At 47.8% G+C, this 18,299-nt stretch carries 17 protein-coding genes; 12 read left to right on the top strand and 5 right to left on the bottom strand.

Annotated features, from left to right (window positions below; all coding sequences use genetic code 11):
• Window positions 1–137: 137 nt before the first annotated feature.
• The 3 genes from J7E78_RS04935 (at window position 138) to J7E78_RS04925 (ending at window position 1,634) form a co-directional block, all read left to right on the top strand.
• Complete coding sequence (locus tag J7E78_RS04935) at window positions 138–986, top strand: chemotaxis protein (RefSeq protein WP_215075204.1); 849 nt, start codon at window positions 138–140, stop codon at window positions 984–986.
• Between the two features lie 103 nt (window positions 987–1,089).
• A complete protein-coding gene (locus J7E78_RS04930; protein WP_017688873.1) occupies window positions 1,090–1,353 on the top strand; it encodes a YkgJ family cysteine cluster protein in 264 nt (87 codons plus the stop codon).
• Between the two features lie 77 nt (window positions 1,354–1,430).
• Entirely contained in the window at window positions 1,431–1,634 is a 204-nt protein-coding gene (locus J7E78_RS04925) for a hypothetical protein (protein WP_215075203.1), read from the top strand.
• Between the two features lie 354 nt (window positions 1,635–1,988).
• Here J7E78_RS04925 and J7E78_RS04920 read toward each other — a convergent pair whose 3' ends face one another.
• Both J7E78_RS04920 and J7E78_RS04915 read right to left on the bottom strand, forming a co-directional pair.
• Window positions 1,989–3,302, bottom strand: coding sequence for an MFS transporter (locus tag J7E78_RS04920; protein WP_215075202.1), 1,314 nt, complete (start codon window positions 3,300–3,302; stop codon window positions 1,989–1,991).
• A gap of 77 nt (window positions 3,303–3,379) precedes the next feature.
• The gene (locus tag J7E78_RS04915) at window positions 3,380–4,084 is read right to left on the bottom strand and encodes an O-methyltransferase (RefSeq protein ID WP_215075201.1); all 705 of its coding nucleotides are present in this window, start codon (window positions 4,082–4,084) and stop codon (window positions 3,380–3,382) included.
• A gap of 139 nt (window positions 4,085–4,223) precedes the next feature.
• On the opposite strand from J7E78_RS04915, the gene J7E78_RS04910 reads away from it, so the two are divergent.
• Window positions 4,224–5,120 (top strand): LysR family transcriptional regulator, encoded by an 897-nt coding sequence (locus J7E78_RS04910; protein ID WP_215075200.1) that lies wholly within the window; start codon window positions 4,224–4,226, stop codon window positions 5,118–5,120.
• 123 nt (window positions 5,121–5,243) lie between these two features.
• Here J7E78_RS04910 and J7E78_RS04905 read toward each other — a convergent pair whose 3' ends face one another.
• Complete coding sequence (locus J7E78_RS04905) at window positions 5,244–5,960, bottom strand: YoaK family protein (protein WP_215075199.1); 717 nt, start codon at window positions 5,958–5,960, stop codon at window positions 5,244–5,246.
• An 85-nt stretch (window positions 5,961–6,045) separates the two neighbouring features.
• Window positions 6,046–6,945 (bottom strand): alpha/beta hydrolase family protein, encoded by a 900-nt coding sequence (locus tag J7E78_RS04900; RefSeq protein WP_251034825.1) that lies wholly within the window; start codon window positions 6,943–6,945, stop codon window positions 6,046–6,048.
• Between the two features lie 224 nt (window positions 6,946–7,169).
• Here J7E78_RS04900 and J7E78_RS04895 point away from each other — a divergent pair, with 224 nt between their 5' ends.
• Both J7E78_RS04895 and J7E78_RS04890 read left to right on the top strand, forming a co-directional pair.
• On the top strand, window positions 7,170–7,913 hold the full coding sequence (locus tag J7E78_RS04895; protein ID WP_215075547.1) for a GTP pyrophosphokinase: 744 nt from the start codon (window positions 7,170–7,172) through the stop codon (window positions 7,911–7,913).
• Between the two features lie 6 nt (window positions 7,914–7,919).
• A complete protein-coding gene (locus tag J7E78_RS04890) occupies window positions 7,920–9,155 on the top strand; it encodes a multidrug effflux MFS transporter (RefSeq protein WP_215075198.1) in 1,236 nt (411 codons plus the stop codon).
• Window positions 9,156–9,291: 136 nt separating this feature from the next.
• Here J7E78_RS04890 and J7E78_RS04885 read toward each other — a convergent pair whose 3' ends face one another.
• Entirely contained in the window at window positions 9,292–9,942 is a 651-nt protein-coding gene (locus tag J7E78_RS04885; protein ID WP_215075197.1) for a hypothetical protein, read from the bottom strand.
• A gap of 316 nt (window positions 9,943–10,258) precedes the next feature.
• Between J7E78_RS04885 and J7E78_RS04880 the strand changes: the two genes are divergently transcribed.
• The 6 genes from J7E78_RS04880 to J7E78_RS04855 all read left to right on the top strand — a co-directional run bounded on the left by J7E78_RS04880 (window position 10,259) and on the right by J7E78_RS04855 (window position 18,200).
• Window positions 10,259–11,251: an iron-hydroxamate ABC transporter substrate-binding protein gene (locus J7E78_RS04880; protein ID WP_251034824.1), complete on the top strand. Its 993-nt coding sequence runs from the start codon at window positions 10,259–10,261 to the stop codon at window positions 11,249–11,251.
• 168 nt (window positions 11,252–11,419) lie between these two features.
• Window positions 11,420–12,040: a flavin reductase family protein gene (locus J7E78_RS04875; protein ID WP_215075195.1), complete on the top strand. Its 621-nt coding sequence runs from the start codon at window positions 11,420–11,422 to the stop codon at window positions 12,038–12,040.
• Between the two features lie 232 nt (window positions 12,041–12,272).
• Window positions 12,273–13,427 (top strand): type III polyketide synthase, encoded by a 1,155-nt coding sequence (locus tag J7E78_RS04870; RefSeq protein ID WP_215075194.1) that lies wholly within the window; start codon window positions 12,273–12,275, stop codon window positions 13,425–13,427.
• 107 nt (window positions 13,428–13,534) lie between these two features.
• On the top strand, window positions 13,535–15,766 hold the full coding sequence (locus J7E78_RS04865; RefSeq protein ID WP_215075193.1) for an MMPL family transporter: 2,232 nt from the start codon (window positions 13,535–13,537) through the stop codon (window positions 15,764–15,766).
• Between the two features lie 190 nt (window positions 15,767–15,956).
• The gene (locus J7E78_RS04860) at window positions 15,957–16,976 is read left to right on the top strand and encodes a dienelactone hydrolase family protein (RefSeq protein ID WP_215075192.1); all 1,020 of its coding nucleotides are present in this window, start codon (window positions 15,957–15,959) and stop codon (window positions 16,974–16,976) included.
• A gap of 108 nt (window positions 16,977–17,084) precedes the next feature.
• Window positions 17,085–18,200, top strand: a complete 1,116-nt coding sequence (locus tag J7E78_RS04855; RefSeq protein ID WP_251034856.1) for a rhamnogalacturonan acetylesterase — start codon at window positions 17,085–17,087, stop codon at window positions 18,198–18,200.
• The last annotated feature ends 99 nt before the right edge of the window (window positions 18,201–18,299 follow it).

Here is an 18,299-nt window from a genome sequence, read left to right as displayed (position 1 = left end):
ATATAAAATGGAAGAATCACATTTTTAAAATAATAGTGGTTGGAAAGGTTCTTCTGACAAAGCAAGCTTCAGGCATGTTCGAGTTGTGGCGTTCATATGGTGGAGAAAGAGTTCCTAGATCGATGAGGAGGAGAGCCATGACACGAGTTACGGTGATGGTCATTCATGGGCTGGGTATGCGGAAGGATGGGTACGCGGACAAGCTGATTGCTTGTTTGCATAAGGAATTGGACAAGGTGATGGTCTTGCCTGGAGCCTCCAAACAGATGCTCGATATCGAACCTGTATATTGGGCGGATGTATTTGAGGAGCGGGAAGAGGCGCTCTTTCAACAGCTCGTCAGCTCTCCGGGATTGAACTTTCAGGCGTTGCGCCGATTTGTCATCCATTACCTGGCTGATGCGGTTGCTTATCAACCGGTGGAAAATCAAGGCCATAACTATGATGCCGTACATCGAACGTTGAATCAGGCGATGCATACCCTTGCACAGCGTAACGGACCGGAAGCTCCGCTCTGTGTGGTTTCCCATAGTTTGGGTGCCGTAATCGCAAGTAACTTCTTCTACGATCTGCAATATCCCTCCAGTCGTGTTCCTGAGGTTGTGGATGTGAGCTCGGCACTGGAGCGGGGGGACACGCTGACCAATTTTTACTCATTTGGTACGACCTTACCCTTATGGAGTTTGCGTTATCATGACTTTAGTTGCCCAATTCAGGTGCCCTCTTCCCATGTGAATCAGTATTATGCCGGGCTGGAAGGGGAATGGGTGAACTTCTACGATCGGGATGATATTCTGGGTTATCCGTTACGCCCCATTGATCCCGCTTATGAGAAAGCGGTCAAAGAAGATATTGAAGTGAACTCGGGCGGCGTGGCTATGAGTTGGAACCCGCTAAGTCATGGGGGTTATTTTTCCAATCGAAGCATGAATCGGAGAATTGCTCAGGGGCTGGCTCGCACCTGGACCTGGATAAATCGCTCATAATTAAGAGGTTCTAGCTTCATTCCATCTTCTCGGGAACTGAAAACCGGTCTTTTTGAACACATATTGTAAGGACTATAAGTATTGAAAACAGGAGGGAATATGTATGGAATGCAGGACAGGCTGTGCCGCATGTTGTATCGCGATTTCCATATCATCACCGATACCGGGCATGGCTCATGGCAAGCCGGCAGGTGTACGTTGTGTGCAGCTTACGGATGATAATCGCTGCGGAATTTTTGGCCAAAAAGATCGTCCTGCGGTATGCAGTGGCTTGCAAGCTGAGGAAGAGATGTGTGGTAGCACCGATCAGGAAGCATTTGATATTCTAACCTGGTTGGAGCAGGAAACCGCACCGAAGGTAATATGAGTAGGTTGTTTTAATGAATTGGGATAATTATACTTAATATGGAAGAAGGTCGATCAGAGAGAGGAGACGCGAATACAATGGGGCTTGTTAAACGTTTTGTATTGGTTGTTGTGAATATGATCGGAGAGTTGTGGATGGGGTTTTACCGACGTAACTCGGATTATTATGACCATCAGACTTCGGAGTCCAAAAGTAAGATGGGGTATTATGCATTTATTATCGGGGCAACAGTAGTTACGGTGGGCATTGTGGGCTGGATGTACAACCGAATTTATTCATAATTAGTCATTATGCTTAAAATTGAATGAGGCCAAATGCTGAAGTAGAGTCTGTACAAGTAAAAGAGAGTATCCGCAGGATGTGACATCAAATGGATACTCTCTTTGGCATGGGATCAGACAAAATATGATCATTGAAGCGATGTAGGCCGTAATCACACACAATCCGATTAACAGCAAGGTCATCAGCAGCATGAATACCATTGGCCCGAGCAACCACGGGATGGGCGTATGAATGGCTGTGAACAGCAATCCGCCAAGAACAGAGACACCCAGGCTAAAGAAAAAACCGAAAGACAACGTGGGAACCAAGCTTGCGCATCAGTTCCATCCGTTTAGCCTATCGGTTGAATGAGGTCATGCTTCTCCTGCGAGAGGCGTAGCGGAAGGTTTGGGTTCTCTGAACATTACAAAGTACATCAGTGATGAAATAACGTATAGACAGCCTGTGATGCTGAAAGTGATCGCATAACCCCAATACGTTCCGTACGTGGTGACCAGATAGGATTGAACGGGTCCCATGGTCGCCCATCCAATCATGAAAGCAGTCTGCATCAGTGAATTGGCGATCCCGCGGCGTTTGTCGGAGATCCGATCCACCAGTATGGCTGAATGAATGGGATTGGCTGCGTTCATCAATGCTTGTCTGAATAAAAAGCTGAGCGAAGCGATGAACAACAGATTGGTGAAGCCTGTTAATAGAAGGAAGGGCAGCGACATGACCTGGAAAATGACAACGGCTCTTACGCTTCCCACCTTTGCCGCCAGGGTAGGACCAATCAGCATGGATACAATCGTCATAACCTGACCAAGTGCAATCAGTAAGCTCATGCCACTCAGAGAAACCGAGAACCGATTGGTGAAATACAGATTCAGATACGGTACAACCAGCCCCGAACCTAATCCGATTAATAATTGGGTTACTATAAACTGACCAATCAGTCGGGAATCTTTTTTCTTGGTGATCAAATCGTCCGTGCTTGGGGTATTCGTTGAACTTTCTTTTAGATCCGCATTGGGTTGAAGAACGGGTTGCGACGGAATTGTTGTCTGCGGAGCAGCCTTGCCTTCGCTTACAAATAACAGTGGAATAAATGCAGCTAGTGTGGCTGCACCACCGACAAATAAAACCGTCTGCAATCCGGTCACTTTGGCGAGTCCTGCCGTATGTAACAAATCTGCGAATACACCGCCACCCAGGCTACCAAGCACCTGGGAAGCGAGCACAAGAGATGAATAATAACTGAACATTTTCAGCCGCTGGCTTTTCTTGACGTTTTCCGCCAGATAAGGAATGGCCAGTACTTGGAATACCCCAGCGAAAAGGCCAGAGAATACCGCGAACCAGATCAGTCCTGTAGCCGAATAATCGAAGGAGCGTCCGATCAAAAAGATTCCGCTGAACAACGCCCCGGTAATGAGTAATCGCTTGCGGCTGAACAGATCACCGCATAGACCGATAGGAACAAACATAATGGCTGTTGCGAGTGATTGAATACTTACAATCTGGCCGTTCATTGTATCATTGTAGCCCAGACCCTGAATGTACAGATTGTACAGGACAGAGAACATGCCATTTCCGATCTGATACAGAATGCTTGCCAGGAAAAACAGTTGAATATTGCGGGACCAGCCGCGAATTTCATCATGAATATGTCGTAAAACTCTCAAGTGGTTCCCCCCAGTCTGCCTGTGCAGTGATTCCAGTTTAACAGGAAAGGGGAATTTGCGGAAGAATTGACCACTGTTTATTTTGGTTCAGGGGCATCAATTACACGAGCAATGACGAATCCATCGTAACCTTTGCTACCGACCGTTTGAAGTGCTGTTGCTTCAAGCTGGGGGTGATCCGCGATCAACTGCAGGAATGATCGAACGCCTTGAACTCTGGGGTCTGTGCTGTCTGTGCGGATCACTTCACCGTCTCTGACGATATTATCACCAATAATAAGACTCCCCGGCCGAGTCAGTCGCAGGGCCCATCTCAGATAATCGGGATTACTCGGTTTGTCAGCATCGATGAAGATCATATCAAACGGTTCCCTGTATTCTTCCTGAACATCGGGAAGGGTGGTCAGGGCAGGACCAACTCTCAGGTCAACCTTGTGCATCAGTCTTGCTCGTGAGAGATTGGCTCGGGCCAAGTCTGCATGGTGTGATTCCGATTCCAGTGATACGATGCGTCCGTGTTCAGGCAGCGCTCTTGCCATCCAGATGGTACTGTATCCCCCCAGTGTGCCGATTTCAAGTACACGGGATGCGCCTTGGATTTGCAGCAGGAGCTGAAGTAACTTTCCTTGATTCGGTGTTACGTCATGAGCGGGGAGTCCAGCTACGGCATTGCTTTGCAGTGTATGTTCCAGCAGGGAATCTGATGGGATCAGCAGATCATTCATGTAGTCGTCGACTTGAGTCCAGGTATGCTGTAGGTTGGTCGTATTTATATTTTTCATGTTCACATGTTCCTTTCCATGTTTCTTGTATTGGACTTCATAATTCAACTATAGATGGAGTAGATGTATAAATAAAATATATATTATGCATGTTAATATAACTTTAGATTATGTGTTTGACGTGAAAGAGGTGTAGCAGATGAATCTGCATGGATTACGATTATTTCATGCCATCGTGAGATATGGCGGGGTCACTCGTGCCGCAGAGGAACTGAATATTAGTCAGCCAGCGGTATCTTCCCAGGTGAAGAAGTTTGAACGTGAATTGGGAATCCAGCTTTTTGTTTCGGAGGGGAGAAGACTGGTGCTTACGGATGCCGGGATACAGTTAACAGGTTATGCGGAACGTCTGTTCATGCTGGAGCAGGATGTCGAGAATTTTGTGCAGGATTTTCGGGAGGGCAAGAAAGGAATGATTCGTCTTACGGCAACCTACTTGCCTTCGAATTTTCTGTTGCCTGGCTGGATTGCGCGGTTTAAGCAAATGCACGAGGATGTGGAGATTGTTGTGAGCACAACCAACACCCGGATGGCCTTTGACCAATTACTTCGTTATGAGGCAGAGATTGCAGTATATGGTGGAAGTGGAATTACACATGCGGGTGTCCAATGGGATGAATTGTTTGACGATGAGATGTGGTTTGTTGTACATCCAGACCATCCGTATGCGGGCAAAGAAATCGAGCTGCATGAGATGATGGCAGAACCGTTCATCATGCGCGAAGAAGGCAGTGCCACGCGTGAGCGACTGGTTTCCCTCTGCACAACAAATAACCTCGCCGCTCCCCGCATTGCGCTTCAGTTCAACGGGCTGAACGAAACGATCAGTGCGGTGAAGGCAGGTTATGGGGCGAACTTTATATCTTCTTTGGTTGTGAAGGAAGATGTGAAGGAAGGCAGGCTGGCACGTGTGATCGTTCGAGGGATACTGCTGAGAAATACGGTTGCCGTATGTACACGAGCCGGGGAGGTATTATCACCTGCTGCACAGCATCTCGTGAAGCTTATCCGCCAAGAGGCGTCTTTGATGAAATAAAAGTGCGATTGTACTTAAAATAACTTAAAGTACGTGTTCAAAAAGACCCGTTTTCAGTACCTTGAAGCGGACTTTTTGGTCAGCCTCTTGAAAATGAATAGGTTGCTTCTGCTTCTTCACCTATTAACTTTCGCTTTGTTGTGGACTTCCCCATGCATGTAATCGGGCGTACAGGGTTACGCCGCCAATGATCAGGACAGGAGTCCAGACTGCAATCATGGGCACACGGTGGAATAACAATGCGGCTGCAATGACGCCAATCAAATAGATGACAACAGCACCTGCACGAAGGTAAGAGTCTGTGGACAAGGCTTTGGCTAACGATCGGATATTGGCATGTCGCAGCGTTTTGAGAATGCATACAGTATCCTCAACCACAGCGGCCAGATTATTGGTGAGCACGGTTGTTGAGATGCCAGCAATTCCAATTCGGCGTGCAGCAGTTGTTTGCATCCCCATTGCAACGGCCAGGATGATAATTAACAGATAGGACAGTTGTTCTGAAAATGGACTAATCATGGCAATCGCAAACAGCAGAAGCAATATGCTTTCAACAGTGAACACGGCTGTGACCCTGGCAGACCAGCCATTTTTGGTCTGCACGGGTCCAACCATATGTGCTGCAATGGCATTGCCGGCAATAAAACCAATGAGAGCAAGCAATGACCGAAGCACGACAAATTCCTGAGCACGGGCAATGGCAATACCGAGCAGTACAATATTTCCCGTCATATTGGCTGTGAGCACATGCCCCAGTCCCAGATATCCGATCAGATCCACCATCCCGGCAGACATGCAGAGAAGCAGCATGGCGTATTTTTGGAGGGTGCTTTGATTCATCCTATCCGTCCTTTCAAAAAAACGTAGCCCCTCCAGTATACAGCCATAACCCATGCTTCTTCAAAATGAATTCATCGCGCAAGACTTAAGGTGCAGCTAGCCAATCAAACATATTGTTCACCGCTGACTCATGTATTTTCTCGTGAAAATGATGATCCTGCCCGCCATAGGCGTGAAATGTGACATCCACACCTCGCCGCTTAAGCCAGTGATACATTCGGGTTCCGTGACTATAATTCACCTGTGTATCTGATGTACCATGCATGATTAGCACGGGACAAGATAGTTTGTTTGCTTTCGACAAGGGAGAACGGGCGAGATAAGCTTCCGGAACTGCGCGTGGGGAACCGCCCAGCACCCGTTTCAATGTGCGTCTCAGGTCGGTTCGCTCATGATAAGTGCGTTCGACATCGGCGACACCGCTCCAAAGAACTAACTTATGTATTTTGTCCGGTCCCTCATTATAGGCAGTTGCGGTATGTACAGCATTAATGGCTCCACGGGAGAACCCCATTAACGATATTCGAGTCGGATCGACAAAAGGTAAACGCTGCATCAACCGATAAGCGGCATGCACATCTTCGGCATCTTTCCCGCCATACTCGTCACGACCTTCACCTCCTTCGTTGCCACGATAGGATGGGGCGAACACAATATAACCTTTGTGTACAAATTGCTCAAGCCAAACGGTATTTACCCCGCCATAGCTGCCAAGTCCGCCGCGACAATAGATCAGCACAGGCCACTGTTCCTGTGTGTGAGCGATATCATGTATTATTGCAGCAGGGTAATGGCTGGCGAGTGGTTGCAGATGTAGAGATGTATGTATGGAAGCGAAGTCTGGAAAGGAAGAGGAGACAGAGCCGGGATGAGAAGTTTCATATGTCGTGATATCAGGTAATGAACAACCTTGTGGCAGGTATAAATAAGCTTTAACTCGAAGTGTATCGGATGAATACGTCACTTGATAGAGCAGGAGAATCAACCTCTTTCATCGGTAATAACAGGCCAAATGACAGGGATGCTTCTATAGGATGCACGTAAAATAAGTTCCCATACCTTCCAGGCAGAATAGCGAGTCCAAATGTGAGAAATTCGTTTATTGGCTCCATATGATTTATAATGGTTCAGGAGACATGTGGATTGACCGCTTGTCCTCATATTCATAAAACTAACTTTAGTGTGTAGAAAGAAAGGGAGAAAGCCATGATGAACGCTCCACATCCAATCGATCAATTCAAGAAATTCAAATATGAAATTACCAGATTTATGATGATCTATAAATTTGCTCTGGATCAAATGGAGACCAAGATTGAAGTCCTGAAGGAAGAATTCCAGTCTCTGCATGATTACAGTCCAATTGAGCATACAAAGTCCAGACTTAAATCTCCTGAGAGCATTATGAACAAGATGTTCCGCAAAAATCATGAGTTAACGTTTGAGAGCATCAAGCAAAATATCAAGGATATCGCCGGGGTGCGGATTACATGTTCCTTTATCTCGGACATCTATCGGATTAAGGATATGCTGTGCAATCAGAGTGACTTGCGTGTTCTGGAGGTCAAAGACTACATCGAGAATCCAAAGCCAAACGGCTACCAAAGCCTTCACCTTCTGGTGGAAGTGCCTGTGTACATGTCCAATGGTGAGGAACGGGCATGTGTGGAGATCCAGATCCGTACAATCGCGATGGATTTCTGGGCGAGTCTGGAGCATAAGATTTTTTATAAATACAATAAGGATGTTCCCGAGCATTTGACGAGAGAGTTAAAGAGTGCGGCAGATTCTGCAAATGCGCTGGATCAACAGATGGAGCGACTTCACCGGGAAATTCAGGAGATTAAGGACGCCGATAACGAGCGGGATGAAGAAGAACTGCGCCGTATTATTATAAACAATCAACAGTTCACACTGCCGTCCAACCTGCTCAAGCTGCTGGGTGGCGGGGAGTAGTATTTGATGAAAAGTACAACAGCTTCATTGAACACGAATTCCACATCGCGTGTGCGAATGGCTTTAATACTGGGGACACTGTCGGCCTTTGGGCCGTTGTCCCTGGATATGTATTTACCCGCATTGCCCACGCTGGCTGATGAGTTTGGTTCATCTACTTCGTATGCTCAACTCAGTCTGACGGCGTGTATGATTGGACTTGCGGTTGGACAGTTGCTTGCCGGACCGCTAAGTGATGTACGTGGTCGGCGAACACCGCTCATTGCAGGGCTTGTGCTCTACACCATTGCTTCCATACTCTGCCTGGTCAGCCCTACGATGGGCTCTTTTGTTGTGCTGCGATTCATTCAGGGTGTAGCCGGAGCGGCGGGAATTGTTATCTCGCGTGCCATTGTCAGAGACGTCTACTCAGGTCCGGAACTGACAAGATTCTTCTCCCTGTTAATGCTAATTAACGGCGTAGCCCCGATTGCTGCACCAATCATTGGTGGACAATTGTTGACGTATACGTCGTGGCGAGGCGTATTCTTTTTGCTTAGTCTCATCGGTATACTGACGCTGTTTGCTGTTATTTTTGGTCTAGGGGAGACACTGCCTTCTAACCGCAGATCAAGCGGGGGACTGAAACAGACATTGATTACGTTTCGCCAAATCGCAGGGGATCGTCAGTTTATGGGTTATGCGTTAACCCAGGGTTTCGTGGCAGCAGGCATGTTTGCCTACATATCCGGTTCACCGTTTGTGCTTCAGAAAATATACGGGGTATCGCCGCAAATGTTTAGTGTTTGCTTTGCCATAAACGGGCTGGGCATTATACTGGCCAGTCAGATTGCCGGCAGACTTGCAGGTAAGGTGTCTGAAACCCGGCTGTTAATCGCGGGGCTGCTAACCGCGGCGCTCGGAGGAACATCCTTGCTCATCGCCATTCTGGCTGGAGGTAATCTAATCTCTGTACTGATTCCGCTATTTTTGGTGGTATCCAGTGTTGGGTTGGTGAATACGGCGTCCTTCGCCCTGGCAATGGCCAATCAGGAGAAATCGGCAGGCAGTGCGTCTGCGCTTATTGGTGTGATGACGTTCCTGTTCGGAGGTATTGTCGCTCCGCTCGTAGGTCTCGGAGGAGAAGGTACAGCTGTGCCAATGGGAATCGTTATCGCGTGTGCTGATCTCGGTGCCTTGGTGATTTACTTCCTAATGGTCAGTAGAGGCAGGAAGCGTCAGAACGATCCGGTGTTGAGTTAAATGTACTGGTTCTGTGCACCTTGCTTTTGTGGAGTTTAGTATGGTAAGGGTGCTTCGGGTTGAAAAAACGAACAAGAGCCTCGCCTGGAAGGAATCATGCTTCCAAGTGAGGCTCTTGCTGTAGGTAAGGACAGGTTTAGCAGAGCGCAAACAAAATCTGTGTATTGGACAGTATACCTGGCGTGAGGAATGGATAAAAGTACCCCACCACAAAACCAAACAGATTAATCGCAGGCCACATCAGGTAGACATCATTGTATGTGAAGACAAGGGACCATCGGTTGTAGCAAAAGTTGGGCAGCACACGTTCTTCGTTATCTCGTGGTGCCGCTGCACCAGTCTGTGCAAATTGCACAGCTTGAGTAAGACTTTGCGGCTGTTGCTGGAGGAAGAGAGGAAGCAGACCCGGGCTGCTTTTGATCAGGTTATACAGAAAAAGCATTTCTGCCGGAGGCTGACCTACCGGACGAGGATAGGCACTAAGCAGGGTGGGCAGATTGCCTTGAGTCAGTTGAGCAGGTACGCCCGGTGCTGTACCTGGGATTGTACCCGGAATGCCTCCGGGGATATATGGACCTGGTCCTCCGCCTGGAAAGAATGGAGGATAGGAGCCTTGACCGCCAGGTATACCAGGAAACGTTGGACCACCCGGTGTGCCGCCACCGCCACCTCCTGGGAACAGTGGAGGCAATTGAAAGGAACGGTCTTCTCCATAACTTAGATAAGGGTTATATTCGTAATACATGTACAGAACATCCTTCCTGTCGTCGTATTCTGCATTCAGCATATGGCGGCATCCGCCTATATGTGAGTGCCGTCAAGAAGATTTTATATGATCTATATAGTTGAACTAATCATCAGCAATTGGAGGGTTGTTCTATCATCGTAGTGTCAGTGTAAATAATCCGTAGTTCAACTTTATAGCGCAGAGCAAAATTGAATTGACAACTGAACTGATAACAATTATCATTATCAATGGAATCGGACAAATGTACATACGGATATTATATGTATAAATAATAGTTTCGATATTTTTGAACATTGAAATCTGTCACAATAACGTCGAATAAGGTTTTCATAATGAAATGAGAGGGGTTAACAAATTGCTTAAGAAAAATAGAAAGATGATCATGCTTCTAATTACGGTGATGGTCATGTCCATCTGGCTGGCCGCGTGTGGAACAAAGTCGGCAGAGAATGGAGCAGCAGGAGAGAACGATACAACAACGGAGACAGAGACGCAAACAGAAGCCGCTACAGAACGCACATTAACAGATGCAATGGGACACGAGGTTACCATCCCGGCTAATCCTGAGCGTGTCATCGCGTCTTATCTGGAAGACCATCTCGTTACACTCGGTGTTAAGCCAGTTGCCCAATGGTCGGTAGCCAACGGAATCCAGGAATATCTGCAAAAAGATCTGAATGGTATCCCAACGATTGCTTTTGATCTGCCTTTTGAAGCGGTAACAAGCTTTAACCCGGATCTGATTATTATCGGTTCCGAAAGTGTGGTTGAAGGTGAGAAATACGAACAGTACAGTAAGATTGCCCCGACATACGTACTCGGCGATGAGATCAATAGCGACTGGCGTAAAACGCAGCTGAAAATCGGTGAAATTTTGAATAAGAGTGCTGAAGCACAAAAAGCGCTGGATGATTACGAAGTTAAAGCTGCAGAAATCAAGGAAAAGATTAACACCGTTACAGGTGGAACGAAATCAGCAGCGGCTATTTGGTTGGTTAGCGGCAAGTTCTTCATTGTAAGTGACAACGTGTCGAGTGGAGAAGTAATGTACAAAGAGCTTGGACTTGTAGAGCCTGAAGTTGTGAAAGAAATCTCTGCCAATGCGACAGGTAACTGGTCTTCGGTCTCAATGGAGAAATTGGCGGAAATGGATGTAGACTACTTGTTTTTTGTTAATAGTGATGAAGGTACTGGGGCGGAAGCACTGAAAGATCCAGTGTGGCAAAGTATTCCGGCTGTGAAAAATGGTAATTTGTTTGAATTCACCCGGTCCAGCAGCTGGTTGTACAGTGGAGTTCAAGCGAACCTCCAAATTTTGGAAGATATTCAGAACAGTATTGTTAAGTAGGAAATAGACAATATGAAAAAGCATGTTCCAACTCCTTGGTGCAATGGACACCAGGGAGTTTTTTTGTTAATTCAGCATTTTTGATTATATAATAATGAAATAGTGTATTATCGTGTCTTGAAATGAAAGAGTCACTTATTACACGAGCAGGGAAGGGGATATTTACATATGTATACATTGGATCCACGTGAAATAACGGGAAAAGACAATTATAAACTGATGAGTGGTTCGGTGGTGCCACGTCCAATTGCTTTTGTAACGACACTTTCAGATGAGAATGGTGTGATCAATGCAGCGCCTTTTAGTTTCTTTAATGTGGTTAGTTCGGACCCACCGCTGTTATCCATATCCATTGCACGTAAAAACGGCATTATGAAAGATACTGCACGTAATGTGCTTGCTCATCAAGAACTGGTCGTGCATATCTGTGACGAAGCGATCATAACAGAAGTGAATGAGACAGCAGCCTTACTTGAACCCCACGAAAGTGAGCTTGAGCGGACGGAACTCACCACAGTGCCAAGTACAAAGGTCACTGTGCCAGGAATAAAGGAAGCACTTATTCGGATGGAGTGTGAGCTGTATCAGCACATTCCCATCACGAATGATGATGGTAAACCGGTGAGTGACCTGTTGCTGGTACGCATTGTGCAGTATCATTTCAGCGAACAAGTCTATAATCCGGACAAGGGCTATATCCTGATGGATCATTTGAAACCAGTCAGCCGGCTGGCGGGTAATGATTATGCCAAGCTTGGAGAGAGATTCACGGTGATTCGACCTGAATAGTTCTGACAGATCGAATATGTAATATAGGAATGGGTTTAATCCGGTAGCAAAGGTGGACAGCACGTGCGAAACTCGCATATGTTGTCCGCCTTTACTTGTTAATATGAACATAAACAGGACAGGTAGTGAATAGACTTGTACTATATCTTGCACATTTCATATGAACCTATTTTATATATAGGTTGTTTAGAAAGCTTGCTTTTGAACATGTACGATATAGGAGGGTAAGCCGATGAACCAGCTTGAGGCAACTACCGGGGCAAGTATTATGGGAATAGGAACTGCGTGGCCTGCACACCGTATTGAGCAAAAAGATGTATCTGCCCGTCTCGCGCAAGCGCTGGAACATGAGCCAGATGCGAGAAGGTGGGCGAAACGAATCTTTAATCAGTGCGGTGTGGAGACTCGGTATACGTGTGAACCGAATCTGCTTGAGCCTGTTGATTCTTGCCGATATTTACCCTTTACCAATGCGGAAGAGGTTCCGACTACATCCGAGCGTATGGGCAAATACAAAGCTGCTGCTGTTCCACTTGGTCTCGAGGCGGCCGGACAGGCCCTTCAGGATGCAGACGTAACCTCCTCGGAAATTACACATCTCATTACGGTGAGTTGCACGGGGCAATTCCTGCCCGGACTTGATGTTCGGCTGATCCAGCAGCTTGAACTGTCACCGCAGATCAACCGGATTCCACTGGTGTTTCAAGGATGTGCAGCCGGTCTGAAGGCGATCCAACTGGCGAATTCCATTGTAACGACAGACCAGAAGGCTACAGTTCTCATCGTGTGTGTGGAACTATGCACACTTCACTTTCAGCCATCTGCCAAACGGGACGACCTGTATGCCGCATCGTTCTTCGGAGACGGCGCCTCTGCCTGTGTTATTGGTGCGTCCGGAACAGACCGCAATGAATGTTTTCGACTGGGCCGAGGGCACTCAACGCTGCTCCCGGATTGTGCAGAAGAAATGATCTGGGAAGTGGGCAATACAGGCTTTGATCTCTACCTGTCACCACAGATTCCGAAGCTGCTTGGTTTGCATCTCGGTCCAGAGGTAGAGCGGTTGCTGGAGGGGAGCGGTTTACCGGAAATATGGGCGATCCATCCGGGAGGCAGAGGCATCGTGGATGCCGTTCAGAAGCTATATCAGTTGACAGATCAGCAGGTCTCCTACAGCCGCAACATCCTGCGGGATTATGGCAACCTGTCGTCCGTGACGATTCTTTTTGTTCTCCAAGCCATCCGCGAGGATTACAGACAGAAGGAAGAGCATTCCAGTGGGATAGCGCTGGCCTTTGGCCCGGGACTGACGGCAGAGTTACTTCCTTTTACATACATCCCTGCCCCCGTTGCGAACAGAACACCTGTGAATCATGGCATTCAATAGTTCGCGAACCTGAGTGAAGGAGATTCGCACCGCAAGTGTATGAATGTGATTATGATCTTACCGATGAACATAATCGAATGTTAATCTGATCGCAGAGGAGCTTAGGTATGGGTTATCGCAGACTTGCTGCCTTCATCAGCCGATATCCGCGGTTCATTATTCTCTGCTGGGTGTTTATCATCGGGATGTCAGCGGTCTGGGCCTGGAAGTTGCCTGACATTGTTCAGGATCACGGATTGAAACGGATTCACGGGGATGCACAAGCAGTTGAGCTTGTTCTGGAGGACGAATTTGGTTCTCCTGCTGATCCGGTTATTTTGGTTTTTGAGAAAAAGGAAAATGCCTCGCCGTTACAGTTTCGACAGTGGATCAAGGATCGCCTGACACAGGTCCAAGTGCTGCCAGCGGTAACCTCTATCACGTCCCCTCTGGATGTTAGCGAAAGCGTGACGCTGCAAGACCATAGGGCATATGCCCTTGTGAAAATGGATGTGCCCCCGCATCAGATAGGTCCTCCGCTGGAGCAGTTGCGCGCCGTGCTGGCAACAGACGGTCCAGGTACGGTGCAATTGACGGGAAAGGCAGTCGTCCAGCAGGATGTCAATCATCTGAGCTTTCGTGATCTGGAACGGGCAGAGATGGTGGGGCTGCCGATTGCCCTGATCGTTTTGTGTTTTGCATTCAGGGGGCTATATGCCGCATTGATTGCTGTCATGATGGGTATCAGTGCTGTGATTACCGCTATGGGAGTCACGTCACTCCTTGGTTATCATCTGGAATTGTCCAATTTTATCATTAATGTGATTCCCATGGTGGGCATGGCACTCAGTATAGATTTTGCCCTGATCATCCTGAGCAGGTACAGAGAAGAAGTTCAGCGGGCCTATGAAGATGAAGGCAAAGCTAATGTTCTTGGCAGAAGCCTGGATATGCAGAGCGAGATTCTTCAGCTAACATTGCGTACAGCAGGCAGAGCGGTGTTGTTCTCGGCAGCTTGCGTGCTTCTTGGGCTGCTGGGTTTGCTCTGGATCAGACTGCCGATGTTTCTGAGTGTCTCCTTGGGGGCCATTATTGTTCTGCTCCTGTCGCTACTGTTAAATGTTACGCTGCTGCCAGCTCTGCTATCACTGTCTGCTGACCGTGTCTTCAGGCGAAAATTAGTCCATTTGTTACCCAGACGCTCGGTCTGGCATCGATGGTCAGCAATGGTCATGATACGACCAGTCAGTATGGCCATTGGAGGTACGGTTGTGCTGCTCCTGTGTGTTTATCCAGTGACACGGTTGGAACTGTCCGTCCCGGATGCTTCTTCACTGCCAGAGAGAATGGAGTCCCGGCAGGCAGCAGAGCAGTTGCAACATGATTTTGGGCAAAAGAATACCTCTACCATTGAGATGGTGATTGGTGGACAGCAGGAACTGTTGACTGCATCTCACTGGCAGATGGCTTACAACAAAGCCCGTCAACTACTGCAGGACTCAGACGTATTGAGCATTGTTTCACCATGGGGCCGATTACAGCCGAATCAAAATGGCTCACAAAGCCTTTTTCGGATTCCACCGTCGTCGCTCACTCCTTCCATCGAAGGCAGGGGGTCAACAAGGACGGCATGGCTGCGTTCAACGGTCTCTGATCATTCCATACGATTGATAGCCACCGTGCACGGGGAGCCTGGTTCGCAACAGGTTGCAGACTGGCTGGAACGAATGAGGAATAGCGATCATACGCTTGGTTCCAACAACGTAAAACTACGTTATGGTGGGGAAGCTGCCAAGCAGTATGAAATAATGCAGGAAGTCACAAGTCAACTGCCCAAAGTGCTGGTATTTGTAGTGGTCACCAATTATCTTGTGTTACTGGCGGCATTCCGATCAATGCTCATTCCAATCAAGGCAATTCTGATGAATCTGCTCAGTTTAGCCGCTTCATTTGGCATATTGGTATGGGTGTTCAATGAAGGACATCTGGGTATGGAGCAGTCAGCCATTGCCATTATGATTCCGGTATTCATTGCAGGATTGGTGTTTGGCATATCCATGGATTATGGTGTGTTTATGCTGAGCCGTATTCAGGAAGTGTATAGACGAACCGGAGACAGTGATGTGGCTGTTCAGCAGGGATTGGCTTCTACAGGCCGTCTGGTTACCTCCGCAGCGGCCATTCTGCTTGCGGTGACCGTGCCGTTTGCTTTTGCTGAAGTCACAGGTGTGAGGCAGTTAGGGATCGGAATCATGGCAGCGGTGTTGATTGACGTTACATTAATCCGTTTAATACTGGTACCTGCTTTGATGAAATTAATGGGCAGGTGGAACTGGTGGCTGCCAGGTCAGATGAAATGAAGGGTATTTCCGTAACCTGTCTTAGGTTGGAGATATCCTTTTTTTGGCTAGAAATCGTGTGAATCTATTCAAAACAGGCAAACATGTTCAATTCATGGGTGACATTGATGTTCTATAATGGATGAGATTAATTCCTTATGACAGTCTTTTATCTACGTTATCCTACGAAAAACAGGAGGGACACAGGCTCATGTCTGATATTGAAGCCTATCTACAACAACAAACGCATCTTCGTGGTCGTTCCGCGTATCATGCAGATCAACCCCTGGAGTTATGGCGCAGTCAGTTTCGTACACGCGTGAAAGAACGGCTGGGCGGTTTTCCAACGATGGCGGCAGCACTGAATCCTGTCTTACTAGAGCGCATTATGTGTGACGGCTATATTCGGGAGCGGATTGAAATCACGACCTATGCAGGACTTCGTATGCCTGTATATTTATTAATTCCGGGTGATGGAAGCATTATCGAAAACAAGAGACCTGCTATCGTTGCTTGTCATGGGCATGGATATGGCAGCCGTGAGATCACTGGCATGGAACCGGATGGATCACCACGAACAGGAGAGGCCGGATTACACAAGGACTTTGCAGTAGCTCTTGTGAAGCGTGGATATGTGGTTGCGGCTCCAGAGCTGCTCGGATTTGGTGATCGAAGATTGGAAGAGGACCGCGATGCGCCACCAGGGGCGAGTTCCTGTACGAAGATTGCTGCGCATCTGCTCATGGTGGGGAAGACCCTCGCCGGTCATAGGGTGTATGAAACAACACGAGTACTGGATTATGTATCGACACGACCTGAAGTGGATTCGGAGCGAATTGGAAGCATGGGTATCTCGGGTGGCGGTCTGGTGACCGCATTTACAGCCGCGTTGGATGAACGGTTCCGGGCAACTGTAGTAAGTGGTTATGCAAGTACTTTCCAGGGCAGTATACTGGATCGGAACCATTGTCTGGACAACTATGTACCAGGTATCCTGCGTGAAGCGGAGTTGCCGGATCTCATCGGCCTGATTGTGCCTAGGCCACTTTTTATTGAAGCAGGAAGTGATGATCAGGTGTTCCCGATCCATACAGCGAGAGAGGCGTATGCCCGTTTGACACACATATATGAGCAGGCGGGAGCATCAGAATCACTGGATGCGGATTTCTTTACAGGTGGACATGAGATTAGCGGGGCAAAGGCCTATGACTGGCTTGACCAAGTTCTGTGAAGCTGAGGATCATGCACCAATTTAATTCTGATTCGAGAGGAGAATTCAGTGATGAAATGGTCAATATCGGTAAAACTTCTGCTCTGTCTTGTTCTGTTTGCGAGTACCATGGGCATCGGTTTGGGAAGCAGTGGAGGGCAAGTCGCCGAAGCGGCAACGGACAATTACAGATTTGATTTTGGTTCGGGTGCTGTTGAGAGCGGTTACACAGGCGTGTCCGCAGGAGATGCCTATACGCCTACGAAGGGCTATGGCTTCAACACACCTGCACAGATGAGGAATGTGTCTGCCTCGGGAAGCGGGGTTAAGAGTGACGCTGTGCAGTTTCTGACGTACGGCACCAAGAGCACCAATACCTTCAATGTAAATCTGTCCAATGGCCTATATGAAGTTAAAGTGGTACTGGGTAATACTGCCAGAGCCAGCGTGGCTGCAGAAGGTGTCTACCAGATCATTAATATGACGGGCAACGGGGCGACGGACCAATTTCAAATTCCGGTGACTGACGGGCAATTAAACCTGCTGGTTACGGAAGGAAAGACAGGCACCGCCTTCACACTGAGTGCACTCGAAATCCGGAAGTTATCCAATCAGACCGTTACCAACCGCACGATCTACGTTGGTGGTGATTCAACAGTCTGCAATTACTATCCGCTTGTCAGCAGTGTACAAGGAGGTTGGGGGCAGCTGTTGCCGTCTTATGTGAACAATTCTACCTTCCAGGTTCGCAATATGGCATCAAGTGGTCAGTTTGCAAGAGGATTCCGCGATGATGGTCAGATGGAGGCAATTCTCAAGTATATCAAGCCTGGAGATTATTTTATTTTGCAATTCGGAATTAATGATACCAATGCCAAGAACAATACAACGGAGGCGCAGTTCAAGGAGATTATGCGGGACATGGTGCGTCAGGCGAAGAACAAAGGAGCAACAGTCATCCTCTCCACGCCCCAGGGCCGTGCAACAGACTTTAATACAGCCAATGTACATCAAGCGGAGAACCGCTGGTACAATCCATCCACCCGTGCACTGGCTCAAGAAGAGGGGGTTACTCTTGTTGAACTGAATAAGTTAAGTTCTGCCTATTTCACGTCCATTGGTCCAGCGGCAACACTTGCTCTGTATATGACAGGGGATAGTCTGCATCCGAATCGTCAAGGGGCTGCGGAGCTTGCACGTATTGTGGCTGCGGATCTGAGAAGACAGGGGCTGAATGGATTCTGACTTTACTACTTAATCAGTCTGCATAATCAGTGATTGATATGATCCATGTATGAAAAATAAAAAATACCCCCGGGAACATGCCGCGAAACAGCAGCTGAT

The sequence above is a fragment of the Paenibacillus polymyxa genome (assembly GCF_018614975.1).
Classification (GTDB): Bacteria; Bacillota; Bacilli; order Paenibacillales; family Paenibacillaceae; genus Paenibacillus; species Paenibacillus polymyxa_E.
This window is presented reverse-complemented; position numbering and strand designations above follow the sequence as displayed.

Bases quoted from the DNA above. Each gene is read 5' to 3' on its own strand.
- J7E78_RS04935 (WP_215075204.1), top strand. From the start codon at position 138: ATGACACGAGTTACGGTGATGGTCATTCATGGGCTGGGTATGCGGAAG.
- J7E78_RS04930 (WP_017688873.1), top strand. From the start codon at position 1,090: ATGGAATGCAGGACAGGCTGTGCCGCATGTTGTATCGCGATTTCCATA.
- J7E78_RS04925 (WP_215075203.1), top strand. From the start codon at position 1,431: ATGGGGCTTGTTAAACGTTTTGTATTGGTTGTTGTGAATATGATCGGA.
- J7E78_RS04915 (WP_215075201.1), bottom strand. From the start codon at position 4,084: ATGAAAAATATAAATACGACCAACCTACAGCATACCTGGACTCAAGTC.
- J7E78_RS04910 (WP_215075200.1), top strand. From the start codon at position 4,224: ATGAATCTGCATGGATTACGATTATTTCATGCCATCGTGAGATATGGC.
- J7E78_RS04905 (WP_215075199.1), bottom strand. From the start codon at position 5,960: ATGAATCAAAGCACCCTCCAAAAATACGCCATGCTGCTTCTCTGCATG.
- J7E78_RS04895 (WP_215075547.1), top strand. From the start codon at position 7,170: ATGAACGCTCCACATCCAATCGATCAATTCAAGAAATTCAAATATGAA.
- J7E78_RS04890 (WP_215075198.1), top strand. From the start codon at position 7,920: ATGAAAAGTACAACAGCTTCATTGAACACGAATTCCACATCGCGTGTG.
- J7E78_RS04885 (WP_215075197.1), bottom strand. From the start codon at position 9,942: ATGCTGAATGCAGAATACGACGACAGGAAGGATGTTCTGTACATGTAT.
- J7E78_RS04875 (WP_215075195.1), top strand. From the start codon at position 11,420: ATGTATACATTGGATCCACGTGAAATAACGGGAAAAGACAATTATAAA.
- J7E78_RS04870 (WP_215075194.1), top strand. From the start codon at position 12,273: ATGAACCAGCTTGAGGCAACTACCGGGGCAAGTATTATGGGAATAGGA.
- J7E78_RS04865 (WP_215075193.1), top strand. From the start codon at position 13,535: ATGGGTTATCGCAGACTTGCTGCCTTCATCAGCCGATATCCGCGGTTC.
- J7E78_RS04860 (WP_215075192.1), top strand. From the start codon at position 15,957: ATGTCTGATATTGAAGCCTATCTACAACAACAAACGCATCTTCGTGGT.
- J7E78_RS04855 (WP_251034856.1), top strand. From the start codon at position 17,085: ATGGGCATCGGTTTGGGAAGCAGTGGAGGGCAAGTCGCCGAAGCGGCA.